This is a genomic window from Winogradskyella sp. A3E31 (genome assembly GCF_046720935.1).
Classification (GTDB): Bacteria; Bacteroidota; Bacteroidia; order Flavobacteriales; family Flavobacteriaceae; genus Winogradskyella.
The window spans coordinates 135721-159035 of record NZ_JBHNWH010000001.1 but is presented as its reverse complement, the minus strand read 5'-3'; the positions used below and the strand labels follow the sequence as shown (position 1 = coordinate 159035).

Below are 23315 nucleotides of genomic sequence, written 5' to 3'. Positions count from 1 at the left end.
GTTATTTTTTGCCTTCCCACTCAGCATAAAATTGTTTTAGAAACCCCTCCATATAGTTATGCCTATCAGACGCAATTCGCCTCGCTGTTTTGGTATTCATTTGGTCTTTAAGCAACAGCAGTTTTTCATAAAAATGATTAATGGTCGGTGCAGTTGATTTTTTATAGTCTTCCTTAGTTAAGTCGAGGTTTGGCTCAATATCTGGATTGTACATTTCCCTGTTTTTAAAGCCCCCGTAATTAAAGCAGCGTGCAATACCAATTGCACCAATAGCATCTAAGCGATCTGCATCTTGGACTACTTTGAGCTCTTCTGAAGAGAATCTTTCAGCGTCTTCTAATGAGTTTTTAAAGGACATGTTTTCAATGATCTTAATCACATGTTCAATAACTGCACTATCAACATTATTTTGAAACAGAAAAGCCCTAGCTTTTCTAGGACCAACAGTCTCGTCTCCATTATGGAATTTACTATCTGCAATATCGTGCAGTAAAGCAGCTAATTGCACCACAAGCACATTGACATTTTCTTGTTTAGAAATGAGGAGCGCATTTTTATAAACACGTTCTGTGTGAAACCAATCATGCCCTCCTTCTGCATTTTTGAGTTCTTTTTTTACAAAATCTTTAGTTATGTCTATAAGTTCTTGTTCTGTCATACTTCCACAGCTTCGGATATTTGTTTTTCTAAATCTTTTATGAGCAATTTATGGTCTGTATGATGGTTAAGCTCAATAGGCCGATGGACTATAAATTTTATGTGGGCACCGATCCCCATTGGGAATTTTCCATAGCGCAATGTTCGCCAAGAATTATTAATAGTAATGGGAACTATTATTGCATCCGGAATATGCTGAAACATGGTTAAGAGACCACGGGTTTTAAAAGGTTTAGGATGTCCGGTTCTACTTCTGGTACCTTCGGGAAAGATGACTGCAGCCCAGTTATTTTCTTTTATGCGTTTTGCAAATTTTTCAATCGCCTCAATGGATTTAATGGGTTCTTTTCTATCAATTAATACTGAACCGCCATGACGCAGATTATAAGACACACTCGGGATTCCTTTCCCTAATTCCTTTTTACTCACAAATTTTACATGATGCTTTCTCATATACCACATTAGCGGGGATATATCGTACATGCTTTGATGGTTAGAAACAATGATTAATGGCCGATTTATTGGAATATTATGAGGATTTGTAAACTGAAAACGTGTGCCTAAAATATGTAAACAACGCACCAGAAAAAACTGTAGCCAATCCACACTTATTTTATGAGCTTTGTAGCCAAAGACATTAAAGCAGACCCATTGAATAGGATGAAAAATAACTAATATTAACCCAAAGCAGATAAAATATAATATAGAAAGTGGGTATGCTAAGAGTTTTCTCATTTTGTAAAAATAGGGAAAGTGAAAACAAAAAAAACTGTCATTTGAAAAGTATAAAGATTTCTAGACTTTTCAAATGACAGTAATTCTGATTTTGTTGAAACTTCAGTCTTTAGACTTCACGCTTCTTACTTCTTAGCAATGATCATTGTAGGCATCCATAAGGTTTTCTGCAATTAATTCTGCAGGTCTACCTTCAATATGGTGACGCTCTAGCATGTGAACCAATTCCCCGTCTTTAAATAATGCCATACTTGGTGAGCTAGGAGGAAACGGTACCATCTGTGCTCTTGCCGCATCAGTAGCTTCTTTATCAACACCTGCAAAAACAGTAACCAAATGGTCAGGTTTTTTTGCATTTTGTAAGCTCATACGAGCACCTGGCCTTGCATTAGCTGCGGCACATCCACAGACTGAGTTTACAACAACTAATGTTGTTCCTGTTTTATTTAATGCTGATTCAACAGCTTCTGACGTATGCAATTCTTCAAAACCAACGTTCGTCAAATCTTCACGCATTGGTTTTACTAATTCTGCTGGATACATAGTTGCAATTTTTTAATTAACATATTTAAAGTACAAAGATACCAAATGTGTAACAAATGCCTTAAGCTAAACACTAACAAATAGTATATTTGCACATTCAAAAAATCTATAGTAAAGAATGAGTTTTTCAAAATGGATAGGTGCTGCATTAGGTTGGTCTTTTGGGGGCCCGATAGGAGCGATTATTGGTATGGCCTTAGGTGGACTTGTCGATGGCATTACAGATGGTGATGGCCAACCCTTAATTGGTGAACGGAGAAGGAATAGAAGAGGAAAAACATACCGGCAGCGTACAGATTATAATAGGCAACGTCCACAAACTCAATCTGGTGATTTTGAAGTTAGCTTATTGATATTAGCTTCAATTGTTATTAAAGCAGATGGGAAGCAAGACCAACGAGAATTGGATTATGTGCGCCAACAATTCACTAATATGTATGGTAAAGAACGCGCTAATCATGCCTTTAAGCTTTTTAAGAATATTACCAAGCAAGATATTTCTACAAGGCAGGTTTGTAACCAAATAAGACGTATGATGGACCACCCATCTCGTTTACAGCTACTTCATTTTTTATTCGGTATTGCTAAGGCTGATGGTTTTGTAACTGAGGATGAATTGCGACAGATATATACCATAACAGGTTACTTAGGCATTAGTAATAAGGATTTTGAAAGCATTAAGGCGATGTTCTATAACAGCAGTGATAATGCCTACAAAATTCTAGAGATTTCTAAATCTGTTTCAGATGATGAGGTAAAGAAGGCATATCGCCAAATGGCTAAAAAATACCATCCGGATCGTGTTGGGCATTTAGGCAAGGAACACCAAGAAGGAGCCGAAGAAAAGTTTAGACAAGTACAAGAAGCCTACGAGCATATTCAAAAAGAGCGAGGGTTTAAATAGAGTGTTCAGCTTTAAGTTGCAGTAGGCAGTTTATAAAAGAAAGCTTAGAGGATTCTTCGCTATCGCTCTGAATTACAAATTATAATGCCTAGGTCCTTCAGAAGGAATGTAGTAACTGAAGAATCTAAAATCGTCAATCTAAAATTAATTTATCCTCTAAACAGAAAGAAATCATCTTTCATGTCTTCAATTTGAGCATCCTCATTGGTAATGATGTAGTCAATAGCTTTTGATGTGAACTCGTCACCTTTTTGTGTTAAAGAAACAATATGGTTTTCAATATGAATCATATTGTTCTTCAGAGCTAAATCCAATACAGTTTTAGAACGCACTTTTTGCCAATTGATATGTTCGTTAAGATGTTTTACATGGCGTTCCGAAATTTCATCATGGTTTTTTAAATGCAATAAAAATGTGAGCAAGGACACTTCTGTACGTTGTTGTTTTTCTCGAAACATTACGGCTATAACTCCTTTACTTGGAGCAAATAAATACACAACTAAAAAGAGTAGCCCCAAGACTGTGGTTATTGATCCTGCAATAGAAGCATCTAACCAATGCGCAACCCAATACCCTAAAATTGCACTGAATACGCCAAACAACACAGAAAGGCCAATCATTTTTTTAAGGTCTGTTGTCAGTAAGTATGCAGCGGCGGGAGGTGCAATCATCAATGCTACAACTAAAATAGCACCAACAGCTTCAAATGCACCAACAGTTGTTACAGAAGACACTGACATTAATCCGTAATGTATTAATGCGGGTGAAAACCCAAGTGAAGCAGCAAGACCTTTGTCAAATGTGCTGACTTTTAATTCTTTAAAAAAGGCGAATAATAAAGATAGCGTTATCACTAAAATAGCTCCAATAATCCATAATGATTTTGGCCCTAAGTCCATTCCGTTGATGAGTAGCCTATCAAACGGAGCAAAAGCCAGTTCACCCAAAAGCACAGCATCCACATCCAAGTGAACATCATTAGCGTTTTTGGCAATCATAATAACTCCAATACTAAATAATGCGGGGAACACCAAGCCAATAGCGGTATCTTCCTTTACTAATCCTGTTTTTTGAATATACTCAACAAGAACCACTGTAACAATTCCAGACAATGCAGCCAATAGAATTAATAGTGGGGAATTTAGGTTATGGGTGATAAAAAAACCTATGACTATGCCTGGAAGAATGGAGTGGCTAATAGCATCACTAATCATGGCCATTTTTCTGAGCACCAAAAATGTTCCAGGTATCGCACAAGCGATGGCCACAAGGCTGGCAATAATCTGTATTTCTAATTGCGCATTACTCATCCTCTTCTGATTGTTGATTATATAAATTCGCCGCAGTAGTAAACCCATTTTTGGTTAAACTCCACATATTTCCCTCAATAGTGACATAGCCTTTGTCCACTAATTTTTGAAGTGTACTTTTAGTATAACCTTGAAAATTATTCAATATTTTAATGGTATGCGGATGAGAAATATCTTCATGGCTGTCTGCAATATGATACATAAACGCAAGAGTTTTATGAAGCTCCAAGTCTCTTCTGTTTTTGATAACTCTTATTTGTTTAAATAATAAGCCTCTTGATGGTGAAAAAATAAAAGAAACAATAACAAACACACCTGCAACAAGCACAATTACAGGACCAGTTGATAAATTGTTTTGACTTGCACTGATTGCTGTCCCAAACACTCCAGAAAATGCTCCAAATAATGCTGCTAAAAAGACCATCACGGATAAACTATTTGTCCATTGTCTCGCAGCGGCAGCTGGCGCTAAAAGCATAGCACTCATCAATACAACTCCAACAGTTTGAAGCCCCAAAACTATCGCCAATACAATAAAACTGGTAATCAACACATCAATAGTTTTTGTATTAAAGCCTAATGTTTTGGTGTAATCGGCGTCAAAAAGTAGAATTTTAAATTCTTTCCAGAATAACAGCATAATTACTAAGCATATACCTGTAACTATTGCCATCATCCAAACGTCAGATTCAACAAGTGTAGCGGCTTGACCAAATAAATATTTATCTAATCCAGCTTGATTAGCATTGGGTTGTTTCTGTATAAACGTTAACAACAACATACCAAACCCAAAAAACAGAGAAAGTATAAGCCCTAGAGCGGTATCTGACTTTAAATGTGTTTTTGATACAATACCTCTTATCCAGAAGGTACCGATAAGACCACTAATCAATGCACCTATTAACAATGTGTTGGTGTCCTTAGCTCCAGTTAATAAAAACGCAATGGCTATCCCGGGTAACGCTGCATGAGAAATAGCATCACCCAAAAGGCTTTGTTTTCTAAGCACAGCAAAACTGCCCAGCATACCTGTTACAGCTCCCAATATGGCGGTACCAAGCGTTATGGTTCTAAGTGTGTAGTCTGTAAAGACGAGTTGTATGTATTCTTGAATGTCCATTCTGTCATCCTGAACTTGATTCAGGATCTCTCATTATTTTTAATTTTCTGATGTAATAGAAACTTCACTTTTAGTTTTTATTAATATTGGTAGGGATTGCGACTGAAAACTGCCTACTATTTTCACTCTTGAATACTCACTTTATAATTAATGCCGTAGGTCTTCGTTAAATTATCATCATTAAAAATATCCTTAACAGGTCCAGTGGCAATCTTTTTCACATTTAAAAAGGTCACCCAGTCAAAATATTCTGGGACTGTTTGTAAATCGTGATGCACAACAATAACCGTTTTGCCAGCCTTTCGGAGTGCTTTTAAGATGTTGATGATGGCTATTTCTGTTGACGCATCTACACCTTGAAAAGGCTCATCCATAAAATAGATAGCAGCATTTTGAACCAAAGCTCTCGCCAAAAATATACGTTGTTGCTGCCCTCCAGACAGTTGACTTATCTGCCTATTCTTAAAGGATAGCATCCCAACTTTTTCTAAAGCCTCAAGAGCTTCTTTTTTCTGCTTTTGACCAGGTCTTTTTATCCAGCCTAAACTACCATAAGTCCCCATCATTACAACATCTAAAGCAGTTGTTGGAAAATCCCAATCGACACTCCCTTTTTGTGGTACATAACCCACTAAAGACCGTTGTTTGTCATAGGGCTTTCCATAGATAGAAACACTTCCTGCGATGGGTTTTAATATGCCCAATATAGATTTTATAAGTGTTGACTTTCCTGCTCCGTTCGGACCAACAATCGCCATCAGAACACCTTCTGGGATTTCTAAATCTATATCCCAAAGCACAGGCTTGTAGTTATAGGCCACCGTTAAATCATCAACTTTTACTGCAATATTATTCATCATTTGAGTGCATTAACAATAGTCTTGACATTGTATTCAAACATGCCAAGGTATGTCCCTTCTACAGTTCCTTTACTCCCTAAAGCATCTGAGTATAATGTACCTCCAATTTCAACATTATGATTTTTGGATTTTACAGCCGCTTGTAAGGCTTCAATTGTACGTCTTGGCACTGAACTCTCTACAAATATGGCTTTAATGTCATTCTCAATAATAAAGGCGGCCAAATTCTGAACATCCTGCACACCAGCTTCAGTTGCAGTAGAAAGTCCTTGAAGACCAACAACCTCGAATCCGTAGGCTTTTCCGAAATAATTAAAAGCATCATGAGCGGTCACTAAAATTCGTTTTTCCTTCGGAAGCGTTTCTATTATTGTGTTAACTTTTGTTTTTAGCTCCTCTAATTTGGTGAGGAAACGAGCTTCGTTTTCTTTGAAAAATTTTGCATTTTCTGGATCTTTTTCTGACAACACTGAAGTGACCTTTGTGGTGAATTGTTTAAAATAATCAATATCGAACCATACATGAGGATCATAACTCGATGCAAAATAATCTGAACCGATGAGTGTGGTTTTATCGATTTCATCGGCTAGAGCAATTGGTGTTTTTGTGCTACTCCCCATTTTCTCAAAGACTTCAACTAATTTTCCTTCGAGATGTAACCCGTTATAGAAAATGACATCCGCATTCACCAATTTGGTGACATCGCCTTCACTGGCTTTATACAAATGAGGATCTACTCCGCTACCCATAAGTCCTTGCACATCAATCGCATCACCACCTATAGTTTTAACCAAGTCTGTAATCATGGTTGTCGTTGTGACGACGTTTAATCTTCCAGAATTTTTGGTGTCATTTTTACATCCAAAAACCAGAGAGCATATTGACAAGAGAATTACATATTTTTTCATTTATAAATTTTTAGGTGTTGGTAAAATTCTAAAACTGGCTCCGAGGCCCACTAAAAGATCTTGCCCTTCTGTAATGCTTGTGCCAAAATAGACATCGAACTGTAGGTCTTTGCATGCCAAATACGTAAAACCTGCATCCCAATAATGGTTTGCCGAGCTATCCTCTGGAAGGTCGCCATAAACCTCTGCATACAGTCCCCATTTATCGGTAATACTATATCCGTAAGCTAAAGTATAAATAGCTGCAGCCTCGGGAGAATCATTACCCCATTGTGCACCAATATTATAGCCTAAGCTAGATTTTTCGCTAAGCGTATGTGATAAGGAAAATCTAAAATCGACCCCTGTATATTCTGGTCTGTAATCTGTAGAAGCACTAAAAACAGGAAACACATGCCCTATTAAGGCCATCTCTGGCATAAGACCATCTTCTTCGGCAATATCTAATTTAACACCTAACAAAAGAGGAGTTAATCCACTAGTAACATTATCGAGTTTGCTGCCATCAATTTTGGTGACTCCTTCAACAAAATTCCAACCTAATCGAAACTCTAGATTCTCTAGTAAACCATAACGAATGAGCATGGTATTGTATGTGTACTCTTCTGACTGTATATTGTTTTCTTCGAAAGAGGTGTATAACCCTCCTGTTTCGAATTGAAGCACACCTTTACCAACTGTTGAAGAAGCCTCAGTGGCATCTGGTCTGTCCGTAACTAAAGCTTCAGTTTCATTGGTTTCTTGAGCAATTAATGATTGTGCTGACAAAGCTATTAATACGAGGTAACATTTGAATATTGAATTAGTTAGTTTCATTGACATATATTATTTGAGTAAAATCTTGGTTTAAAACGATGTTGTTATTATTGATTGATATTTGAGTCATTTTTGAGTTGAGAAACTGTTTGACAACCGTTAGTTGATTGCCATATTTAATACCATTCTCAGCACAAAACTCAAAGAACTCTTTGTCTTCACTTAGTAATCTTGAAATAATATAGGTTTGCCCTTCTTCTGCGTTTAAAAGTGAGATAGAAGTATCGGTGGTTGTAATTTCACCTTTAGCATTTGGTATTGGGTCTCCGTGGGGATCAAACTTTGGATGCCCCAAATACTCGCTAATTTTTTCAGCTAAAAAATCTGAGGTTTCATGTTCTAATAATTCAGCTTCACGATGAATCTCGTGTAATGACATGTTAAACATTTTATGAAGCAAGGCTTCCCAAAGGCGATGTTTACGTACTATGTTAAGTGCCATTTTCTCACCAGCTTCAGTCAACTGAAGGGCTTGGTACTTTTCATAATTAAGCAAGCCTTTAGAAGCTAGTTTCTTGGCCATATCGGTTGCCGCAGCATTAGATATGCCTAGTTTACCGGCAATGTTACCAGGTTTGGTATCATTAACATCATGATTTTCGTTTTTGTAAATAGCCTTTACAAAGTTCTCTATGGCGACTGACATTTATTTTAGCTTTAAATATTTTTTAAGTACGCTTAAAAATTTTTCAAATGTAACTAAAAAAATCAATTTTTGGAATTAAGAAAAGCTTTTATTGAAAAAAGTAGAATAATTTCTATTCCTAACGAAAAGATTATGGTAATAAATTGAAATCCAAAGATGACCTTTTGGATTAAGGCTATTAAGATGAAAAGACTAAAAATAAATAATCCACCTACAAGGTCTTTTTTGAAGAGTTTAGAGTTGAATTTATAATCTAAATAATACCCTATAAGAATAATTAATAACCCCAATATTATCTTTATTAAGAATGAATTCTTATTAAAGATAAAATAAAATTAATGACACCCACAATCATCAGTTCCACAACCAGAAGCTGACTTTTTCTTGGGCAGCCAAACATACGTTCTGATTAAAAACAATACAGCAATCGCTAGAGCCGAAAAAGCTAATATGTTTTGAAGAATGGTATTCATGTTATTTTAATATTTGAAATGCTATTAATGCTATAATATAAGCAAAAGCACTCATTATAACTAATTGTAGGGTAGGCCATTTCCAGGAGTTAGTTTCACGTTTCACAATGGCTAAGGTACTCATGCATTGCATGGCAAAGGCATAAAAGAGGAGTAAGGAAATTCCTGACGCAAAATTGAATAACGGCCCGCCCAATATGGGGTTGACTTCACCGGCCATTCTATTTTTTATAGTTTCTTCCTCATCACTACCAACACTATATATGGTGGCTAATGTACCAACAAAAACTTCCCGTGCCGCAAACGAACTGACAATAGCGATACCGATTTTCCAATCATAACCCAAAGGTCTGATGGCAGGCTCAATAGCACGACCAGTAATACCTATAAATGAATGTTCAAGTTTATAGGATGCTATTTCTTGTTGTAATTCGGAATCACTAAGATTGTCAGATTGATATTTCTCAGTGACAATTTCTTCAGCATTGTTAAAGTCATCTCCAGGACCATAAGATGCTAAAAACCAAAGAATAATTGAGATGGCTAAGATGATTTTACCTGCACCAAACACAAATGATTTTGTTTTTTCGAGTACTGTTAGGGTGACGTTTTTAAAAAGCGGCAGTTTGTAATTTGGCATTTCTACCACAAAGAACGTTCGGCTTTTTATTTTTAAGATTTTATTCAGTGCCCAAGCAGAAAGAATAGCCGCTCCAAAACCTATAAGGTATAAAAGCATCAATGTTAAGGCTTGATACCCTAAACCAAAAAAGCGCCCTTCAGGAATAACTAAGGATATTATAATTAAATACACTGGTAACCGTGCGGAACAAGTAGTAAATGGAGTAACCAAAATGGTAATAAGCCGTTCTTTCCAGCTTTCGATATTACGGGTTGCCATAATTGCAGGGATGGCACAGGCTGTACCCGAAATTAAGGGCACCACACTTTTTCCACTAAGTCCAAAACGTCGCATTATCCGATCCATTAAAAAGACCACGCGGCTCATATAACCACTTTCTTCTAGCACTGCAATAAACAAGAATAAGAAGGCAATTTGAGGTATGAAAATAACAATACCTCCCAACCCAGGTATTACACCTTCAGCGATAAGATTGGTAAATGCACCACTAGGTAATACATTTTTTGTCCATTCGCTAAATGCGGCAAATGTACTGTCTATAAAGTCCATTGGTACTTCGGCCCAATCGTAAATGGCCTGAAAGATGGTCAATAGGATGACGAAGAAAATGAGGTAACCCCAAACTTTATGGGTTACAATTCTATCTAATTTTATCCTTAAATCTTTCGCAGTACTTAAATCAATAGTTTGTCCCTCTTTTAGGGTATTATTGATAAACTGATAGCGCTTTATAGTTTCTTTTTGTTGTAAACGTTTCAAATCTCCTTCCGACTTGGTCTTGAAATTGGAAACTGCATCTATGGTTTTTCTGTCTGTTTTACCGAAGTTGACATCTTGGGTAATAACTAACCATAACTTATAAAGCAATTGATTTGGAAAAGCTTTCCTTAAATTATTAAAATAATCCTCATCAATACTTGACGCATTAAGGCATGGTGCTGTTGATAAATCCTTATAGTTAGTAATAAGCTCTTTTAACTCGCTAATGCCATTCTTTTTGCGAGTACTAACCAAAGCAATTTTAGTTTTTAATTGCTCCTCGAGATAGGGAATGTCTAATGAAATACCTTTATAGGTCATTCGGTCAGACATGTTAATGACCAAGATTGTTGGGATTTCTAGATCCTTAATTTGCGTAAAGAGAAGTAGGTTTCGTTTTAAATTTTCAACATCACTAACTACAACGGCTACATCCGGAAAATCTTTGTCATTTCTATTGAGCAATAACTCTATAACAACGTTTTCATCAAGAGAAGAGGCATTTAAACTGTAGGTACCTGGCAAATCTAAAATGTGTGCTTTTACACCTCTTGGCAACTTACAGACACCTTCTTTTTTTTCAACAGTGATGCCTGGGTAATTACCCACTTTTTGGTTTAGACCTGTAAGTGCATTGAAAACGGAGGTTTTACCGGTATTAGGATTACCAATTAAAGCGACATTAATTTGCTTACTCATTAGTAGCTTCTATTAAGATATGAAGTGCAGTCTCTTTACGAATAGCAAGGTGAGTGCCATTGATGTTAAGGTACATAGGGTCTGCAAAGGGTGCAACCTGTACTAACTTAACACTGTTACCAGGGAGACAGCCCATTTCTAATAATTTTAGAGGGACGTGTACTGATGACACATCTTTTATCATTCCTAATTGTCCGCGTTTTAGTTCAGCTAACGTCAAGCTTAAGTTTATTTAGATTAAATTTAAAGAAGCAAAAATAAGTGATTTTTTTTAGGCTGAAAAACGAGATTCAAAATATTTCGGGTTTAAATATTATGAACCTCCAAAAGATTTTAATATGTCTATATCCTCCAGTAGTTTGGCAATATCTTCTGGATTTGTACCGTCATAATATCCTCTAATTCGTCCCATTTTATCAATGAGCATAAAGTTTTCAGTGTGTATCATGTCGTACTCATCGCCATTTCCCGTTGACTTTACGGCAAAATAGCTTTTTCTGGCTAGCTCATAGATTTGTTTTTTGTCACCTGTAACCAAATTCCATTTACTATCATCAACCCCCTTTTTCTTGGCGTAACGTTTTAATTGGGCCACGGAATCAATTTTTGGAGTCACACTATGGGATAAAAGCATAATGTCTTCGTCCTTCCTTGTAGCCGATTGAATTTGCAACATATGATCCGTCATAATCGGACAAATGGATTGGCAAGTGGTAAAGAAGAAGTCAGCCACATAAATTTTGCCCTTGTAATCTTCTTGAGTAATTATCTTACCATTTTGATTAACTAAACTAAAGTCTGCAATTTTATGATATTTCATTTGATGCTGAATACTATCGTCAACCAGTTCAGTATTTACCATGGCTGGTTGCCAAATTGTGAGCGGCTGTTTTACATTAAGCACGTTATAAATAATAGCAATAATGACAATACAGAGTACCGCAAACCCTATTGCAAAATATTTATACCCTTTAAAAAATGAAACAAATGACATATACTATCAATTATGCTGCAAAAATACAATCCACTACTATTTTTGAATAGTATTTTAACACAATTATAGTTGAAAATTTCACCTCATTTTCAGGGAAATACAACTGTTTTTATAAAACCACGTTAAAATATTAGCAATAGAAAACCAATAATTTTCTATATGTCTTGAAAAGATTACTTTTGTCAATCGAAATTTGAAAATGAATACATGGAATTTGTTATAAAAATATCCCAATTTTTACTCAGCTTATCGCTACTAATCGTATTACACGAATTGGGACACTTTGTGCCTGCTAAACTTTTTAAAACCAAGGTAGAGAAGTTCTATCTCTTTTTTGATGTAAAGTTTTCTCTGTTTAAAAAGAAAATAGGAGAGACGGTTTATGGTATAGGTTGGTTGCCTCTTGGGGGTTATGTTAAGATTGCAGGGATGATAGATGAAAGTATGGATAAGGAGCAGATGGCGCAGCCTCCTAAACCTTGGGAATTTAGATCCAAGCCAGCTTGGCAACGTTTAATTATTATGCTTGGTGGTGTTACCGTTAATTTTATACTGGCTTATGTTATTTTTGTTTTTGTTTCATTTACTTATGGAGATAAAGATTACCCGATAGATAGCTTAAAAGATGGTTACGGGATTGAGAACCCATTGTTACAAGAATTAGGTTTAAAAACTGGGGATAAAATTTTGGAAGTAAATGGTGAGTCCGTAGAAGCTCATTCAGATGTAATCCGAAATATAATTACTGCAGAAGAATTTACTATTGAAAGAGATGGCTCGAAATTAAGTATAGATTTGCCAGAGGATTTTCTAGGTCAACTTTCGTCAAGAAAGAGAGCTGCACTTTTTAACCTTAGGGTACCTTTTATGGTTGCTGAAGTTGAAGATACTTTACAGAATAAGGGTGTTGATTTAAAGCAAGGGGATATTTTACTTTCCGTCAATAATAAGGAGATAAGGTATTTTGACCAACTCGAAACAAGTCTTAAGCCCTATTCTAATCAAACGGTTGAAGCTACATTTTTAAGAGGAAATGATAAGATTACACGAGAATTGAAAATCTCTTCAGATGGTAAAATGGGCATATATCCAGCATATTCTGAAAAGCGTTTTGAGGAACTAGGGTATTTTGATGTTACTCGAAAAGAATACACATTCTTAGAAAGTTTTGGCGGAGGTGTTGATAAATTTAAGGAAGAAGTAACAGGTTATTTCGACCAATTAAGAGTTATCTTTACTCCAAGCACAGGTGCTTATAAAGGGCTAGGCGGCTTTAAAGCTATTTTTGATGTATTCCCTGAGGTTTGGAGTTGGGAAGCCTTTTGGAGATTAACAGCATTTTTATCTATAATGTTAGCGGTGTTGAATTTATTACCAATCCCTGCGTTAGATGGTGGTCACGTGATGTTTTTACTTTACGAAATGGTATCTGGTCGTAAACCAAGCGAAAAGTTTTTGGAGAAAGCACAGATCATTGGGTTTTTCATTCTTATTGCTTTGGTGTTGTTTGCCAATGGTAACGATATATTTAAAGCCATTACCCAATAATTTATATTAGCAAAAAATTGCAATTTCATTTTGTTGGGATTGAAAAAATAATTTATATTTGCGCTCGCTAAAAGCGAAAACAATCTTCCTCTTTAGCTCAGTTGGTTAGAGCATCTGACTGTTAATCAGAGGGTCCTTGGTTCGAGCCCAAGAAGAGGAGCAAAAAAACCCATCATAATAAGCATGATGGGTTTTTTGTTTTTCCTACTTCGTTGTTTCCCTAAAAGTAAGCTCATAATCTACAGTAACCGTTTTATAATTGTTTTTTGTAGTGCCGTTTTTTAAGCGATCTATCAAAAGTTCTACGGATTTACTACCAATTTTGTAGGCATGCTGCGTAATTGTAGATAATCTTGGAGATGAAAACTCAACCAATTCGTCAGAAGCAAATGCAATTAAGGATATATCTTGTGGAATTTTAAGCCCCATAGATTTTACGGCATTCAAGGATTTTATTCCAGCAATATTATCTACTGAGATAATACCGTCAATTGTGGTGTTGTTTTTTAAGGTCTCTAAAATGATGCTCTCAGCTTCATCACCTTTTTTAATAGATAATACCAAGGGCTTATTATCGTAAGAGCTAGAATCGTTGATTGCATTGATATAACCTTGAGTTCTTAGCGTACCAACGTTTAATTCGTCAATATGATTAATTAGCATAATATTTTTTCTGCCTTCACTAATCAAATGTGTTGTCGCAGAATATGTAGATTCTGTGTCATTGATGATGACTTTATCACAATCAATAGTATCTAAAACCCTATCGAACATTACAATAGGCAGTCCTTCTTCAATGATTTTTTTGAAATGAGTATCTTCTTTTAAAGTTTGTGTTTCTTCAGCTACAGCTAACAAAAAACCATCTACTGTTCCATTGGCCAATAGTTGAAGGCTTTCCACTTCTTTTTCATACGACTCGTTAGAAATACAAATAATGATGTTATAACCATTAGCTGCTGCTGCAGACTCAACACCATATAATAATTTTGCAAAAAAGTTATTTAAGATATCTGGAACAATAACTCCAATGGTATTGGTTTTACTACTTTTTAAACTGACTGCGGATTTATTTGGCTTATAATTTCTGAGTTTGGCTAACTCCTTTATGCGCTTTACAGTATCAGCACTAATTTCCGGATTATCATTTAATGCTTTTGAGACCGTTGAAATACTTACATTCAACTCCTTCGCTAACTCCTTTATTGTAATCATTTTAAAGAATTTATGTAAATGTAATTAATCTTTAAATGAAATGTTCTAGCTCAGTTAAATTAATGATGGTCATACTACTACGACAATGTCACTTTAGAATCATATATAGTATTTAATTGAGACAGCATTTCAAAAGTCATACTTTCCAAATCATAATTGTGGTTCCAGTTCCAATCAGTTCTTGCTACAGAATCGTCAATTGAAGAGGGCCAACTATCAGCAATAGCTTGCCTAAAATCTGGTTCATAGGATATTTTAAATTCCGGTACATGCTTTTTAATAGCATTACTTAAAGTTTGGGGTGTAAAATTAATAGCTGCTAGATTATAGGAGGACCGAATACATATAGCATCTTTTGGTGCTTCCATGAGTTGAAGCGTTGCAGAAATGGCATCTTCCATAAACATCATAGGTAGTTCAGTGTCCTCTTTTAAAAAACTGGTATAGGAACCATCTAAAATAGCTTTGTGGAAAATCTCTACGGCATAATCAGTAGTCCCTCCACCTGGTTCTGTCTTGTAGCTTATGATACCAGGATAACGGACACTACGGACGTCGACACCATATTTTTCATGGTAATATTCGCACCAGCGTTCACCCACCTGTTTGGTAATGCCATACACGGTTGTCGGCTCACAGATGGTGTGCTGTGGAGTATTTTGTTTCGGGGTTGATGGTCCAAAAACCGCAATACTACTTGGCCAAAACACAGCGTCAATCACTTTGTCCTTCGCTAAATTAAGCACATGGAATAGGGAATTCATATTAAGATCCCAAGCTTCCATCGGGTATTTTTCTCCTGTTGCGCTTAAAAGAGCAGCCATTAAATAAACGGTCTTAACGTTATTTAGTTCGCAACAATCCTTAATTGCATTATAATTTTTGGCATCGATAATTAGAAACGGTCCCGAATTTACCAAGTCTAGATTACGTGTATTGATATCGCTTGCAATGACATTTTCCCTGCCGTGTTTCTCTCTTAAAGCGGTCGTTAGCTCTGTGCCTATTTGACCACAAGCACCAATGATTAATATTTTTGAGTCCATGAATTATTCTGAAAATAGATACCAAAAATACTAAGAAAAAAGGGCTTTCAATTTGTTAGTACCCTTAAAACTGTTAAAATTATTTGACCGATGAACTTTAGACATAATTAAAGGTATAATCTTTCGTTTGGTTATCTTTATCCAAAATTTAATAATGGCTAAAATGAAATACTTTTATGCATTTATAGGATTAGTACTTTTCTCTTTTTTGAATTGTGGAGACAGGCAGTCTGATGCTAAATCTAAAGAGAACCAAGAACGAGAACAAACCTCAGATATAACCACTAGTACTATTGAAAACTTTAGATATAATGACTATGTGTTAAGTGCTGAAGCAAATGAAGCAACATCTTCTTGGGCTGAGTTTGTGGAGTTGTCTAACCAAATTGAATTTTTAAAAAAAGCAGACATTTCGTTTTTTATACAAGACGAAGAAACCTTAAAGGCATTCTTAACAGAGTTTAAGGAAAATATACCTGAGTCCATCAATACAAATCCCGTAAAGGCAAGAATCTTGGTGCTCGAAACACGACTTTTAAAACTTCATAATGACCTTACCTTAGATAACATCCCTAAGGACGAACAATTAAAAAGCATTAAGAATTTATTAGAAGCAAAGTCTAACCTCAACTTTGTTATTAATAAAAAGCTTGAGTTTGAAGCCAATGATGTGGGACGACAAGAAGTGGAGGAAGAGCCGCAGGACTCATTAGGACCGTAAAATAAAACGACCCTTTCATTACATGTGTAACCAAAGGGTCGCTATTAACTTTTTATTATTCAGTTAGTTCTTCTGAACTTTTTTTGCTTCAAGAGCTTCACGCGAAATTTTTGCCATATTAAAATTAGGGTCAATAGCTAAAGCTTCATTAATATGCTTTAAAGCAGCATCAATATTTGCGGTCTGATTTTCTTTAAAGGTCATAATACCCTTTAAATATAAAAATGCAGCTTTTAAAGATGTTTGGTAAGGCTGTTGTCTTTCAAAAAAAGCACGTGTCATATCATCTTTTACATTTGCCAAGCCGTATTCTATCTTAGTTTTAGCACCTGTAAGATCATCTGTCTGTACCATTAGGTCGGCAATTTCATACGCCAGTTGTGGATTAGGGTTTCTGCTGTAGAGCACATTGTATTGCTCAATCGCTAATTTTGGCTGATTCAAATTTTTCAATGCTAAAGCCTTAACTTCAACATTAATATCAGAGTCACCTGCATTTTTTTCTATACCCACAACATTTAGTGCCTGACTGTATGCACCTTCTGAAAGGTATAGATACGCCAATGTATCTCTACGGGTTTGTAGTGGTTCTAAAACCTCTAAATGGGTCATGGCATTGATAACACCTTGGATGTCTCCTTGGCTTTTCATCTGTTGGTAATACGCTTCAAAATGCGATTTTAATTCTGCTTTAGATTGTGCGAGCGACGCCATCGAAATCATCATCGCTAAAGCCATTGTAATTGTTTTCATTCTTAAAAATTTTAAAGGCCTAAAACTATAAAAATTAATGAGATAAAATCCTAAAAAGATGCTAATTTCTAAAGGCCGTGTTTGTAGCTGTAATTCAAAAGTTGTACCAACTTGGAGGTGTCTATAATTTTTCCCTTTGAAGGCGAACTAAAATCGAACTCTGGCAGAGGCATTTTTTTCGATTGACAATAGGATGTGTAATACTCTTTTTTTGAAGGATGATGAGGTGTAACGGCATTTAAAGTGAGTTGCCAGCTATCTTGATTAATGAGTTGATGAATAATATGAATGCAGTCTTCCTTGTGAATTAAATTCACTGGAGCTTTAGGGTTTTTAATGCTCTTTCTGCCCGAAAGGTATTTTGCCGGGTGACGGTCTGACCCAAATAATCCACCAAAGCGAAGTACAATGGTTTTAAAGTTTTTATTCTCCAATAATCTGTTTTCAATAGCCAATAACTGTTTTCCGTTTTCTGAATCAGGACGTGTTGGAGAATCTTCAGTAACCGTTTCAAGGTTTTCGGTATTGGCATACACAGAAGTAGAACTAATATAGATAACCTTTGAAACAGATGATTTTTCGACATGAGAAATTAAATGTTCTATTTCGAGGACATGATTTTTATCAGGATTTCTTCGAAGTCCGGGGGGCACATTTATAATTACGGTTGATGTACCATTTAGAAATTCATCGACATCACCGTTAACACCTTTTTCATTCAATTCTATAACATAAGGCTGAATGTTTTGTTTTTTGAGTTCAGGCAACTTTTCAGAACTAGTGGTTGAGCCTTTAACAGGATAGTTTTTTGAAATCAAGAATTGAGCTAGGGACAATCCCAGCCATCCACAGCCTATAATACTTATTTGGTTTTTCAAATACAGTTGTTTTATGGACTGAAAATTACGAATTAACTCGTGAATATAATATTTGTTCGTATTACTCATTTTCAGTAACTTTAAAGTTCACTAAATTTCGAAATTATGGGTATTAAAAGTTTTCAAGGAGCACGTAAACAGCAACAACAACAGCCCGTGATGGGGACTCCATTAAAAGTTAAGGACTATATGACGACAAATTTGGTGACTTTTAGATCAGATCAGTCCGTACAAGAAGTCGTAGAAGCGATCATAAAGCATAAAATTTCTGGTGGACCAGTCGTCAATGAGAGAAATGAACTCATTGGTATCATTTCTGAAGGGGATTGTCTAAAACAATTGAGCGAAAGTCGTTACTACAATATGCCTTTAGAGCATGATAATGTAGAAAAGAGGATGATAAAAGATGTTGAAACCATTGATGGGGAAATGAATATTTTTGATGCCGCTAACAAGTTTTTAAACACTAAACGCAGACGCTTTCCAATTGTTGAAAACGGAAAGTTGGTTGGGCAAATCAGTCAAAAGGATATTCTTAAAGCGGCACTTCAGATGAAAGGTGAAAACTGGAACAGCACCACCAAAGGTTAATCCGACCGTTTTACCAAAGCATAGTAGTCCCCTTCTAAAGGAAGATAACCTTGGTCGTACACAAAATAATATACTGTACCCGCTTTTGTCGTATAGATGCTTGTAAAGTAATTGAAGTCGAAGCCTTTTTCAATGAGCTTAGCCCTTGAGGTTTTGGTTTTCTGATCAGGGTTTAATGCTTCAAGAATTCTATAATTTTTTCTAAGCCGATTGTTTGTGTTTCGTATTAAATTCTTGGAGTCTTTGTTGACACGATTGTTATAAGCATTTCTGCAGCCGTCGCTACAAAATTTCTTATCGATTCTACCAATGATTTTATCCCCACATTCAGGACATTCTCTGTTCATAATCTTCTTTTTTAAGTTCGTACCAATGCGCATCTACATCTTTAATCTTAAAGGTATTGACAAACTGTAAACCAATTTTTTGAAGCACCTTGTTGGATGCAATATTTTCAATTTCGGCAATGCCATTGATGAGGTTTAGATTTAAAATTTTAAAACCATAGTCTAATGCTGCAATGGAGGATTCGGTAGCATACCCTTTGCCCCAATATTTTGGAATAAACCGATAGCCCACATCGTAGAAATTGGTGGTGTTATTGTAGGTGACATCATTGTTATATTTAAGCCCAGACCAACCGATAAAATCGCCTGAAGACTTTTCTATAGCTGCCCATCTACCTATTCCATTGGTGTTGTATTGTTTTATGATATAGTTAATGTCTTTCTCAGATTCTTCTATGGTCGTTCTTGGTTTATTCCCCAAATATTTATGAACTATTGGGTCTGAGTCTAAGCGAAACATATCGTAGACGTCAGAAGGACGAACATCTCTTAGAATGAGATTTTTGGTTTCTATGTGAAATGGCTTAATCAATTTATTATGAGTGATTTAATATGTTTGTGGGTATTCACCCTTGACTTTGGTTATTTATTAATCTCTGATTCAATTTCATGAATAAGTTCTTTCATTTCTGGTTGAATGTAATTTAGTACTTCAAAAGTATTTCGGCTCCACCTTTCCACTGATGTGAGGTATTCTAAAAAGTTTGGATTCTGAAAAATAGAAGGGTTGAATCTTTCTCTATAATCTAATGAATCATTTCCCATTTTGTAAATTTCTGTGGGCCCTTTAAAACCATCTATTTCTTTATAGTTCTTTTCGTATAATTCATCATACCATAAAATAAGCTCTTTTTGTCTGGGGTAACTAAAATCGTAAAAGGTTATTAAATGATTCCTTAAACTGTCATTAGAAATTTTATCTAAACCAACAGATTTAATTGCTTCGTATGGCCCTAGTGTTTGCTGATATTGTATACCAATAATTAAGTTGTTTACATCGCGCCACATGGTATCGTTATATATAACGTTATTGTAGACGTTTTCTAGCATATTATAGCTCGCAGTTTCAGCCTTATTTACTCTTTTTGTCAATCTTTGAGAATGTTCTAGGTCAGACATTAAGGCCCTTCTCAATTCAGTGAGCATTTTTAACTCAAATTTTCTGTCTTTACGTATTTCATTCCAATTGTTGATTTGAAGTGCAATCAAAATCCCAATAACCACAAGTATAATTTCGCCAATGACGTATTTAAAATACTTGCCAGTTTTATTTTCCATAAGTAAATTTTGGCGAATTTTTCCAAAGAATTTTATCATTGTAAATTGTATATAGATGCCCCAACAAATATACTCATTATCCGTTTACAAACGACTACAAATATTTACAAACGAATTTAAATAGGTAACTACCGACTATATTTTGGAGCCAGTTTCATATTTGCAGTGTTGAATCAATGAAGGTTCAATAGTATTAACTGTTTAACCCGCCTGTTCAGTCGGACAGGCACATAAAATTTAAAGACATGAACACATTAAGAAACAAAGTACAGTTGATTGGTAACTTAGGAAATGATCCTGAAATTGTAAATCTAGAATCTGGTAAAATGCTTGCCAAATTCTCAATCGCTACAAACGAGAGTTATAAAAACTCTAACGGCGAAAAAGTAACGGATACCCAATGGCACAATATTGTAGCTTGGGGAAAGACCGCACAAATTGTAGAAAAGTATATTGCTAAAGGCAAAGAAGTTGCTGTAACAGGTAAGCTCACAAACCGCGCTTGGCAAGATAAGGATGGTGTAAAGCGCTACACAACAGAAATTATTTGTAATGAATTATTGATGTTAGGGAAATAAATCCTAGATGTAAATAATAAAAAAATGGCTTCCTTACGAGGAAGCCATTTTTAATTTATATAATGGTTATTTATTCAACGACCAACGTATATTTTGGCGTTGGGTTTAGAGGACAGAAATAGATGTACTCTCCTTTTTCCAATATCGTAACTTTAGTCTTTTCCTTGCTATTATTAGCAACAGGGTTTGTTACATATGCCGTTTTTATATGCGCATCTGGATCAGATTTTGGTGCTAACACAAAACCGACGTTATGACCGACATTGTTATTGTTTATCTCAAAGATATAAGACCCCTCTTTTAACGTCATCTTCTCTTGGGTAAACTTACCCTTGGTTTGTTCTAAAGAAACAACTTTGGCTTCGTCATCCATCATCATTGCATCTTTTTTCATGTCATCTTGTGCATTGCTCGTTAAAGGAAATGTCAATGCAATTACTAAAATTGATATTACTTTTTTCATGATTTTTTATGTTTATCTGTTTGTTATATAATTAGTGTTTAAACGGTTTCTAATTCTAATGGCTGTGCTTCTGGGAAATCTACTGGAACTTGAGTTGTTCTATGCACATAATTAGAGATGGTTTTATCTCCTACCAAAGAAATGGTGTCAATTAAATTGGCATTTGTATAGCCTTGCTCAAAGAAGTTTTCTAACACCTCTTCATCGGTTTTTCCTCGGTTTTCTGTGATGTTTTTTGCCAATTGTGCTAAAGCATCCAATTTTTTATCGAATGATGCACTACCCGAACGTAGTTCTAAAATTTGTTCATCTGTAAATCCGTTCATTTTACCTATTGCGGTATGTGCAGACAAACAGTAGATACAGTCATTTACCTGACTTACCGCTAAATTAACAACCTCTTTTTCTTTTGCGGATAAGGATGTTTTTGCGTTAGAAAAATTGAGATAATTTTCCAAAGCTGTGTCACTATATGCGTAAGTCGCAAATATGTTAGGGACAAAGCCAAGTTTGTCTTCTAAATTGTCAAATATTTCTTTATTGTTATCACTAACATTTTCTCGTTTCGGTACATTGAAAGTTTTCATACTATTAAATTTTAATTGTTTGTGTTTAATTTGATTTTGTTTACTGTAAAGATGTGCGGATACTAGCCTTTACACAATGAAGGAATTTCCCTGAGGATTGTCAATACTTCCCGTTTATTGAATTTGTTCTTAAAAACGATCCCGTAAATGGCTTCTCTGCATCACAATAATAGTCGTGTAGATGCTTATTCTCACAGTGTGTTTTAAGACTAATGGTTTGTTTTATTCTTTTTTGATCGACTTAAATATATCAATTAAGTTGAATAGCGATTTATGTTTCAAATTCATCTTTTAATTATTTTTTAATGATAGTACAAAGATGAAAAGAAGGTGAGGTGTTGACGAGGGATTAATTTCCTTTAGACATGTCAATATTTCCCTAAATAATTGAAGCTTGCTTTTCTTTAAAAGCGGTGAGTGTCTGCGACGTTTGCTTTTTAAATAGCCTGCTGAGGTGTGAAGGATCCTCAAAACCAATGTTATAAGCTATTTCTTTAGCAGACTTGTCGGTATAAAGTAATTGCCTTTTAGTTTCAAGAATTAATCGATCATGAATAATCTGCAGAGGACTGCGACTGTATTTTGCAAAACTATTAGACAATGTCTTTGGAGATTTGTTGAGTTGATTGGCATAAAAAGTAACGCTATGCTCTTTTTTAAAATGGGTTTCCACCAAAATATTAAACTGTCGTAACGTGTCATTCGTTTTTTTCTGAAAGTTCTCCATCCCATTGTCAGACTTCAATAGTCTCGTAATTTTAATGATAAAACGAGCCATTAGCATTCGGAGCATTTCGGATTGAATCGTATCCTCAGTGTCTATTTCATCTATAAACACTTCGTGAAGCATATTGAATTTATCTTGCTCTTTTTTGTCAAGGGTGACAATCGGGATAGTGTCATTTCCAAAGAACAATAACCCGACGCAGCTCACTTCTTGATCATGATCCTTAATGCAATAAAATTCCCTGTTAAATTGATACACGAGCAACCCGTTCCCAGACACAAATTGAAAATGTTGAATGGCTGTAAGCGTAAGAATTTGGTGCTGCCTTAATTCAATAGGGACACCATCAACTACCACATTGACATGAGACTCCGTCGCCCAAATAAATGTGTAAAGCCCAATTGGTTTCGGGGTGTCAAAGTTTTGAAGAAGTTCTTCATCGCCTATTTTTAAAAGCGCATTTGTAGAAAACTCAGAGAAAGATTTAATCATAAAATCTTAGTCCAGAGAAATGAC

General features: G+C 35.4%; 28 protein-coding genes and 1 tRNA gene. 6 read left to right on the top strand and 23 right to left on the bottom strand.

The annotated features are described in order from the left end of the window. Window position 1 precedes the first annotated feature (1 nt). The 3 genes from ACFEMA_RS00710 to ACFEMA_RS00700 form a co-directional block, all read right to left on the bottom strand. Entirely contained in the window at window positions 2-658 is a 657-nt protein-coding gene (locus tag ACFEMA_RS00710) for an HD domain-containing protein (RefSeq protein WP_411766038.1), read from the bottom strand. Further along, on the bottom strand, window positions 655-1392 hold the full coding sequence (locus ACFEMA_RS00705; protein ID WP_411766037.1) for a lysophospholipid acyltransferase family protein: 738 nt from the start codon (window positions 1390-1392) through the stop codon (window positions 655-657). Before ACFEMA_RS00705 ends, ACFEMA_RS00710 begins: the two co-directional genes overlap by 4 nt. Window positions 1393-1524: 132 nt before the next feature. Next, window positions 1525-1935: a BrxA/BrxB family bacilliredoxin gene (locus ACFEMA_RS00700; RefSeq protein ID WP_411766036.1), complete on the bottom strand. Its 411-nt coding sequence runs from the start codon at window positions 1933-1935 to the stop codon at window positions 1525-1527. A gap of 118 nt (window positions 1936-2053) precedes the next feature. Between ACFEMA_RS00700 and ACFEMA_RS00695 the strand changes: the two genes are divergently transcribed. Then, window positions 2054-2839 (top strand): TerB family tellurite resistance protein, encoded by a 786-nt coding sequence (locus ACFEMA_RS00695; protein WP_411766035.1) that lies wholly within the window; start codon window positions 2054-2056, stop codon window positions 2837-2839. A gap of 149 nt (window positions 2840-2988) precedes the next feature. On the opposite strand, the gene ACFEMA_RS00690 is transcribed toward ACFEMA_RS00695, so the two are convergent. The 10 genes from ACFEMA_RS00690 to ACFEMA_RS00645 all read right to left on the bottom strand — a co-directional run bounded on the left by ACFEMA_RS00690 (window position 2989) and on the right by ACFEMA_RS00645 (window position 12067). After that, complete coding sequence (locus tag ACFEMA_RS00690) at window positions 2989-4149, bottom strand: metal ABC transporter permease (protein ID WP_411766034.1); 1161 nt, start codon at window positions 4147-4149, stop codon at window positions 2989-2991. Continuing rightward, on the bottom strand, window positions 4142-5269 hold the full coding sequence (locus ACFEMA_RS00685) for a metal ABC transporter permease (RefSeq protein WP_411766033.1): 1128 nt from the start codon (window positions 5267-5269) through the stop codon (window positions 4142-4144). Before ACFEMA_RS00685 ends, ACFEMA_RS00690 begins: the two co-directional genes overlap by 8 nt. Window positions 5270-5391: 122 nt before the next feature. Then, window positions 5392-6129: a metal ABC transporter ATP-binding protein gene (locus tag ACFEMA_RS00680; RefSeq protein WP_411766032.1), complete on the bottom strand. Its 738-nt coding sequence runs from the start codon at window positions 6127-6129 to the stop codon at window positions 5392-5394. Then, window positions 6126-7037 carry a metal ABC transporter solute-binding protein, Zn/Mn family gene (locus tag ACFEMA_RS00675; protein WP_411766031.1) on the bottom strand — a complete coding sequence of 304 codons (912 nt, stop codon included), beginning with the start codon at window positions 7035-7037 and terminating at the stop codon, window positions 6126-6128. The genes ACFEMA_RS00680 and ACFEMA_RS00675 overlap by 4 nt, the downstream gene beginning before the upstream one ends. Beyond that, a complete protein-coding gene (locus ACFEMA_RS00670) occupies window positions 7038-7853 on the bottom strand; it encodes a transporter (protein WP_411766030.1) in 816 nt (271 codons plus the stop codon). It abuts the gene before it with no gap. Continuing rightward, on the bottom strand, window positions 7840-8499 hold the full coding sequence (locus tag ACFEMA_RS00665; RefSeq protein ID WP_411766029.1) for a metal-dependent transcriptional regulator: 660 nt from the start codon (window positions 8497-8499) through the stop codon (window positions 7840-7842). The genes ACFEMA_RS00670 and ACFEMA_RS00665 overlap by 14 nt, the downstream gene beginning before the upstream one ends. A gap of 335 nt (window positions 8500-8834) precedes the next feature. Further along, window positions 8835-8972, bottom strand: a complete 138-nt coding sequence (locus ACFEMA_RS00660) for a FeoB-associated Cys-rich membrane protein (protein ID WP_411766028.1) — start codon at window positions 8970-8972, stop codon at window positions 8835-8837. 1 nt (window position 8973) lies between these two features. Continuing rightward, the gene (gene feoB / locus ACFEMA_RS00655) at window positions 8974-11073 is read right to left on the bottom strand and encodes a ferrous iron transport protein B (protein ID WP_411766027.1); all 2100 of its coding nucleotides are present in this window, start codon (window positions 11071-11073) and stop codon (window positions 8974-8976) included. After that, entirely contained in the window at window positions 11066-11257 is a 192-nt protein-coding gene (locus ACFEMA_RS00650; protein ID WP_411766410.1) for a FeoA family protein, read from the bottom strand. The genes feoB and ACFEMA_RS00650 overlap by 8 nt, the downstream gene beginning before the upstream one ends. Window positions 11258-11386: 129 nt before the next feature. Further along, window positions 11387-12067, bottom strand: coding sequence for an SCO family protein (locus tag ACFEMA_RS00645; protein WP_411766026.1), 681 nt, complete (start codon window positions 12065-12067; stop codon window positions 11387-11389). A gap of 207 nt (window positions 12068-12274) precedes the next feature. On the opposite strand from ACFEMA_RS00645, the gene rseP reads away from it, so the two are divergent. Both rseP and ACFEMA_RS00635 read left to right on the top strand, forming a co-directional pair. After that, on the top strand, window positions 12275-13615 hold the full coding sequence (rseP, locus tag ACFEMA_RS00640; RefSeq protein WP_411766025.1) for an RIP metalloprotease RseP: 1341 nt from the start codon (window positions 12275-12277) through the stop codon (window positions 13613-13615). An 86-nt stretch (window positions 13616-13701) separates the two neighbouring features. Then, window positions 13702-13775: transfer RNA gene (locus ACFEMA_RS00635), tRNA-Asn, on the top strand. A gap of 44 nt (window positions 13776-13819) precedes the next feature. Here ACFEMA_RS00635 and ACFEMA_RS00630 read toward each other — a convergent pair. Further along, on the bottom strand, window positions 13820-14830 hold the full coding sequence (locus ACFEMA_RS00630) for a LacI family DNA-binding transcriptional regulator (RefSeq protein WP_411766024.1): 1011 nt from the start codon (window positions 14828-14830) through the stop codon (window positions 13820-13822). A 77-nt stretch (window positions 14831-14907) separates the two neighbouring features. Further along, on the bottom strand, window positions 14908-15876 hold the full coding sequence (locus ACFEMA_RS00625) for an NAD-dependent epimerase/dehydratase family protein (RefSeq protein WP_411766023.1): 969 nt from the start codon (window positions 15874-15876) through the stop codon (window positions 14908-14910). 163 nt (window positions 15877-16039) lie between these two features. On the opposite strand from ACFEMA_RS00625, the gene ACFEMA_RS00620 reads away from it, so the two are divergent. Beyond that, on the top strand, window positions 16040-16597 hold the full coding sequence (locus tag ACFEMA_RS00620) for a hypothetical protein (protein ID WP_411766022.1): 558 nt from the start codon (window positions 16040-16042) through the stop codon (window positions 16595-16597). A 63-nt stretch (window positions 16598-16660) separates the two neighbouring features. Here ACFEMA_RS00620 and ACFEMA_RS00615 read toward each other — a convergent pair whose 3' ends face one another. Both ACFEMA_RS00615 and ACFEMA_RS00610 read right to left on the bottom strand, forming a co-directional pair. Beyond that, complete coding sequence (locus tag ACFEMA_RS00615) at window positions 16661-17350, bottom strand: hypothetical protein (protein WP_411766021.1); 690 nt, start codon at window positions 17348-17350, stop codon at window positions 16661-16663. Window positions 17351-17418: 68 nt separating this feature from the next. After that, window positions 17419-18228, bottom strand: coding sequence for an SDR family oxidoreductase (locus tag ACFEMA_RS00610; RefSeq protein ID WP_411766020.1), 810 nt, complete (start codon window positions 18226-18228; stop codon window positions 17419-17421). Window positions 18229-18333: 105 nt separating this feature from the next. Here ACFEMA_RS00610 and ACFEMA_RS00605 point away from each other — a divergent pair, with 105 nt between their 5' ends. Then, window positions 18334-18819, top strand: a complete 486-nt coding sequence (locus ACFEMA_RS00605; protein WP_411766019.1) for a CBS domain-containing protein — start codon at window positions 18334-18336, stop codon at window positions 18817-18819. Here ACFEMA_RS00605 and ACFEMA_RS00600 read toward each other — a convergent pair. Genes ACFEMA_RS00600 through ACFEMA_RS00590 form a run of 3 tightly spaced genes read right to left on the bottom strand, consistent with a single transcriptional unit; the run spans window position 18816 to window position 20444 of the window. After that, window positions 18816-19166 carry a hypothetical protein gene (locus ACFEMA_RS00600; RefSeq protein ID WP_411766018.1) on the bottom strand — a complete coding sequence of 117 codons (351 nt, stop codon included), beginning with the start codon at window positions 19164-19166 and terminating at the stop codon, window positions 18816-18818. The genes ACFEMA_RS00605 and ACFEMA_RS00600 overlap by 4 nt on opposite strands. Further along, window positions 19147-19698 (bottom strand): GNAT family N-acetyltransferase, encoded by a 552-nt coding sequence (locus tag ACFEMA_RS00595; RefSeq protein WP_411766017.1) that lies wholly within the window; start codon window positions 19696-19698, stop codon window positions 19147-19149. Before ACFEMA_RS00595 ends, ACFEMA_RS00600 begins: the two co-directional genes overlap by 20 nt. A gap of 50 nt (window positions 19699-19748) precedes the next feature. Next, window positions 19749-20444 carry a DUF6090 family protein gene (locus ACFEMA_RS00590; RefSeq protein WP_411766016.1) on the bottom strand — a complete coding sequence of 232 codons (696 nt, stop codon included), beginning with the start codon at window positions 20442-20444 and terminating at the stop codon, window positions 19749-19751. Between the two features lie 245 nt (window positions 20445-20689). On the opposite strand from ACFEMA_RS00590, the gene ACFEMA_RS00585 reads away from it, so the two are divergent. Further along, entirely contained in the window at window positions 20690-21022 is a 333-nt protein-coding gene (locus ACFEMA_RS00585) for a single-stranded DNA-binding protein (protein ID WP_411766015.1), read from the top strand. 70 nt (window positions 21023-21092) lie between these two features. Here the strand turns inward: ACFEMA_RS00585 and ACFEMA_RS00580 are convergent, their stop codons facing one another. The 3 genes from ACFEMA_RS00580 to ACFEMA_RS00570 form a co-directional block, all read right to left on the bottom strand. Continuing rightward, window positions 21093-21485, bottom strand: a complete 393-nt coding sequence (locus ACFEMA_RS00580; protein ID WP_411766014.1) for a plastocyanin/azurin family copper-binding protein — start codon at window positions 21483-21485, stop codon at window positions 21093-21095. A 38-nt stretch (window positions 21486-21523) separates the two neighbouring features. Next, the gene (locus ACFEMA_RS00575) at window positions 21524-22072 is read right to left on the bottom strand and encodes a carboxymuconolactone decarboxylase family protein (RefSeq protein WP_411766013.1); all 549 of its coding nucleotides are present in this window, start codon (window positions 22070-22072) and stop codon (window positions 21524-21526) included. A 379-nt stretch (window positions 22073-22451) separates the two neighbouring features. Further along, window positions 22452-23291, bottom strand: coding sequence for a helix-turn-helix domain-containing protein (locus tag ACFEMA_RS00570; RefSeq protein ID WP_411766011.1), 840 nt, complete (start codon window positions 23289-23291; stop codon window positions 22452-22454). Window positions 23292-23315 lie beyond the last annotated feature (24 nt).

Excerpts from the sequence above, each read along its gene's own strand:
- ACFEMA_RS00710 (WP_411766038.1), bottom strand. The coding sequence starts at position 658 with ATGACAGAACAAGAACTTATAGACATAACTAAAGATTTTGTAAAAAAA.
- ACFEMA_RS00705 (WP_411766037.1), bottom strand. The coding sequence starts at position 1,392 with ATGAGAAAACTCTTAGCATACCCACTTTCTATATTATATTTTATCTGC.
- ACFEMA_RS00700 (WP_411766036.1), bottom strand. The coding sequence starts at position 1,935 with ATGTATCCAGCAGAATTAGTAAAACCAATGCGTGAAGATTTGACGAAC.
- ACFEMA_RS00695 (WP_411766035.1), top strand. The coding sequence starts at position 2,054 with ATGAGTTTTTCAAAATGGATAGGTGCTGCATTAGGTTGGTCTTTTGGG.
- ACFEMA_RS00690 (WP_411766034.1), bottom strand. The coding sequence starts at position 4,149 with ATGAGTAATGCGCAATTAGAAATACAGATTATTGCCAGCCTTGTGGCC.
- ACFEMA_RS00685 (WP_411766033.1), bottom strand. The coding sequence starts at position 5,269 with ATGGACATTCAAGAATACATACAACTCGTCTTTACAGACTACACACTT.
- ACFEMA_RS00680 (WP_411766032.1), bottom strand. The coding sequence starts at position 6,129 with ATGATGAATAATATTGCAGTAAAAGTTGATGATTTAACGGTGGCCTAT.
- ACFEMA_RS00675 (WP_411766031.1), bottom strand. The coding sequence starts at position 7,037 with ATGAAAAAATATGTAATTCTCTTGTCAATATGCTCTCTGGTTTTTGGA.
- ACFEMA_RS00670 (WP_411766030.1), bottom strand. The coding sequence starts at position 7,853 with ATGAAACTAACTAATTCAATATTCAAATGTTACCTCGTATTAATAGCT.
- ACFEMA_RS00665 (WP_411766029.1), bottom strand. The coding sequence starts at position 8,499 with ATGTCAGTCGCCATAGAGAACTTTGTAAAGGCTATTTACAAAAACGAA.
- ACFEMA_RS00660 (WP_411766028.1), bottom strand. The coding sequence starts at position 8,972 with ATGAATACCATTCTTCAAAACATATTAGCTTTTTCGGCTCTAGCGATT.
- feoB (WP_411766027.1), bottom strand. The coding sequence starts at position 11,073 with ATGAGTAAGCAAATTAATGTCGCTTTAATTGGTAATCCTAATACCGGT.
- ACFEMA_RS00650 (WP_411766410.1), bottom strand. The coding sequence starts at position 11,257 with ATGATAAAAGATGTGTCATCAGTACACGTCCCTCTAAAATTATTAGAA.
- ACFEMA_RS00645 (WP_411766026.1), bottom strand. The coding sequence starts at position 12,067 with ATGTCATTTGTTTCATTTTTTAAAGGGTATAAATATTTTGCAATAGGG.
- rseP (WP_411766025.1), top strand. The coding sequence starts at position 12,275 with ATGGAATTTGTTATAAAAATATCCCAATTTTTACTCAGCTTATCGCTA.
- ACFEMA_RS00630 (WP_411766024.1), bottom strand. The coding sequence starts at position 14,830 with ATGATTACAATAAAGGAGTTAGCGAAGGAGTTGAATGTAAGTATTTCA.
- ACFEMA_RS00625 (WP_411766023.1), bottom strand. The coding sequence starts at position 15,876 with ATGGACTCAAAAATATTAATCATTGGTGCTTGTGGTCAAATAGGCACA.
- ACFEMA_RS00620 (WP_411766022.1), top strand. The coding sequence starts at position 16,040 with ATGAAATACTTTTATGCATTTATAGGATTAGTACTTTTCTCTTTTTTG.
- ACFEMA_RS00615 (WP_411766021.1), bottom strand. The coding sequence starts at position 17,350 with ATGAAAACAATTACAATGGCTTTAGCGATGATGATTTCGATGGCGTCG.
- ACFEMA_RS00605 (WP_411766019.1), top strand. The coding sequence starts at position 18,334 with ATGGGTATTAAAAGTTTTCAAGGAGCACGTAAACAGCAACAACAACAG.
- ACFEMA_RS00600 (WP_411766018.1), bottom strand. The coding sequence starts at position 19,166 with ATGAACAGAGAATGTCCTGAATGTGGGGATAAAATCATTGGTAGAATC.
- ACFEMA_RS00590 (WP_411766016.1), bottom strand. The coding sequence starts at position 20,444 with ATGGAAAATAAAACTGGCAAGTATTTTAAATACGTCATTGGCGAAATT.
- ACFEMA_RS00585 (WP_411766015.1), top strand. The coding sequence starts at position 20,690 with ATGAACACATTAAGAAACAAAGTACAGTTGATTGGTAACTTAGGAAAT.
- ACFEMA_RS00580 (WP_411766014.1), bottom strand. The coding sequence starts at position 21,485 with ATGAAAAAAGTAATATCAATTTTAGTAATTGCATTGACATTTCCTTTA.
- ACFEMA_RS00575 (WP_411766013.1), bottom strand. The coding sequence starts at position 22,072 with ATGAAAACTTTCAATGTACCGAAACGAGAAAATGTTAGTGATAACAAT.
- ACFEMA_RS00570 (WP_411766011.1), bottom strand. The coding sequence starts at position 23,291 with ATGATTAAATCTTTCTCTGAGTTTTCTACAAATGCGCTTTTAAAAATA.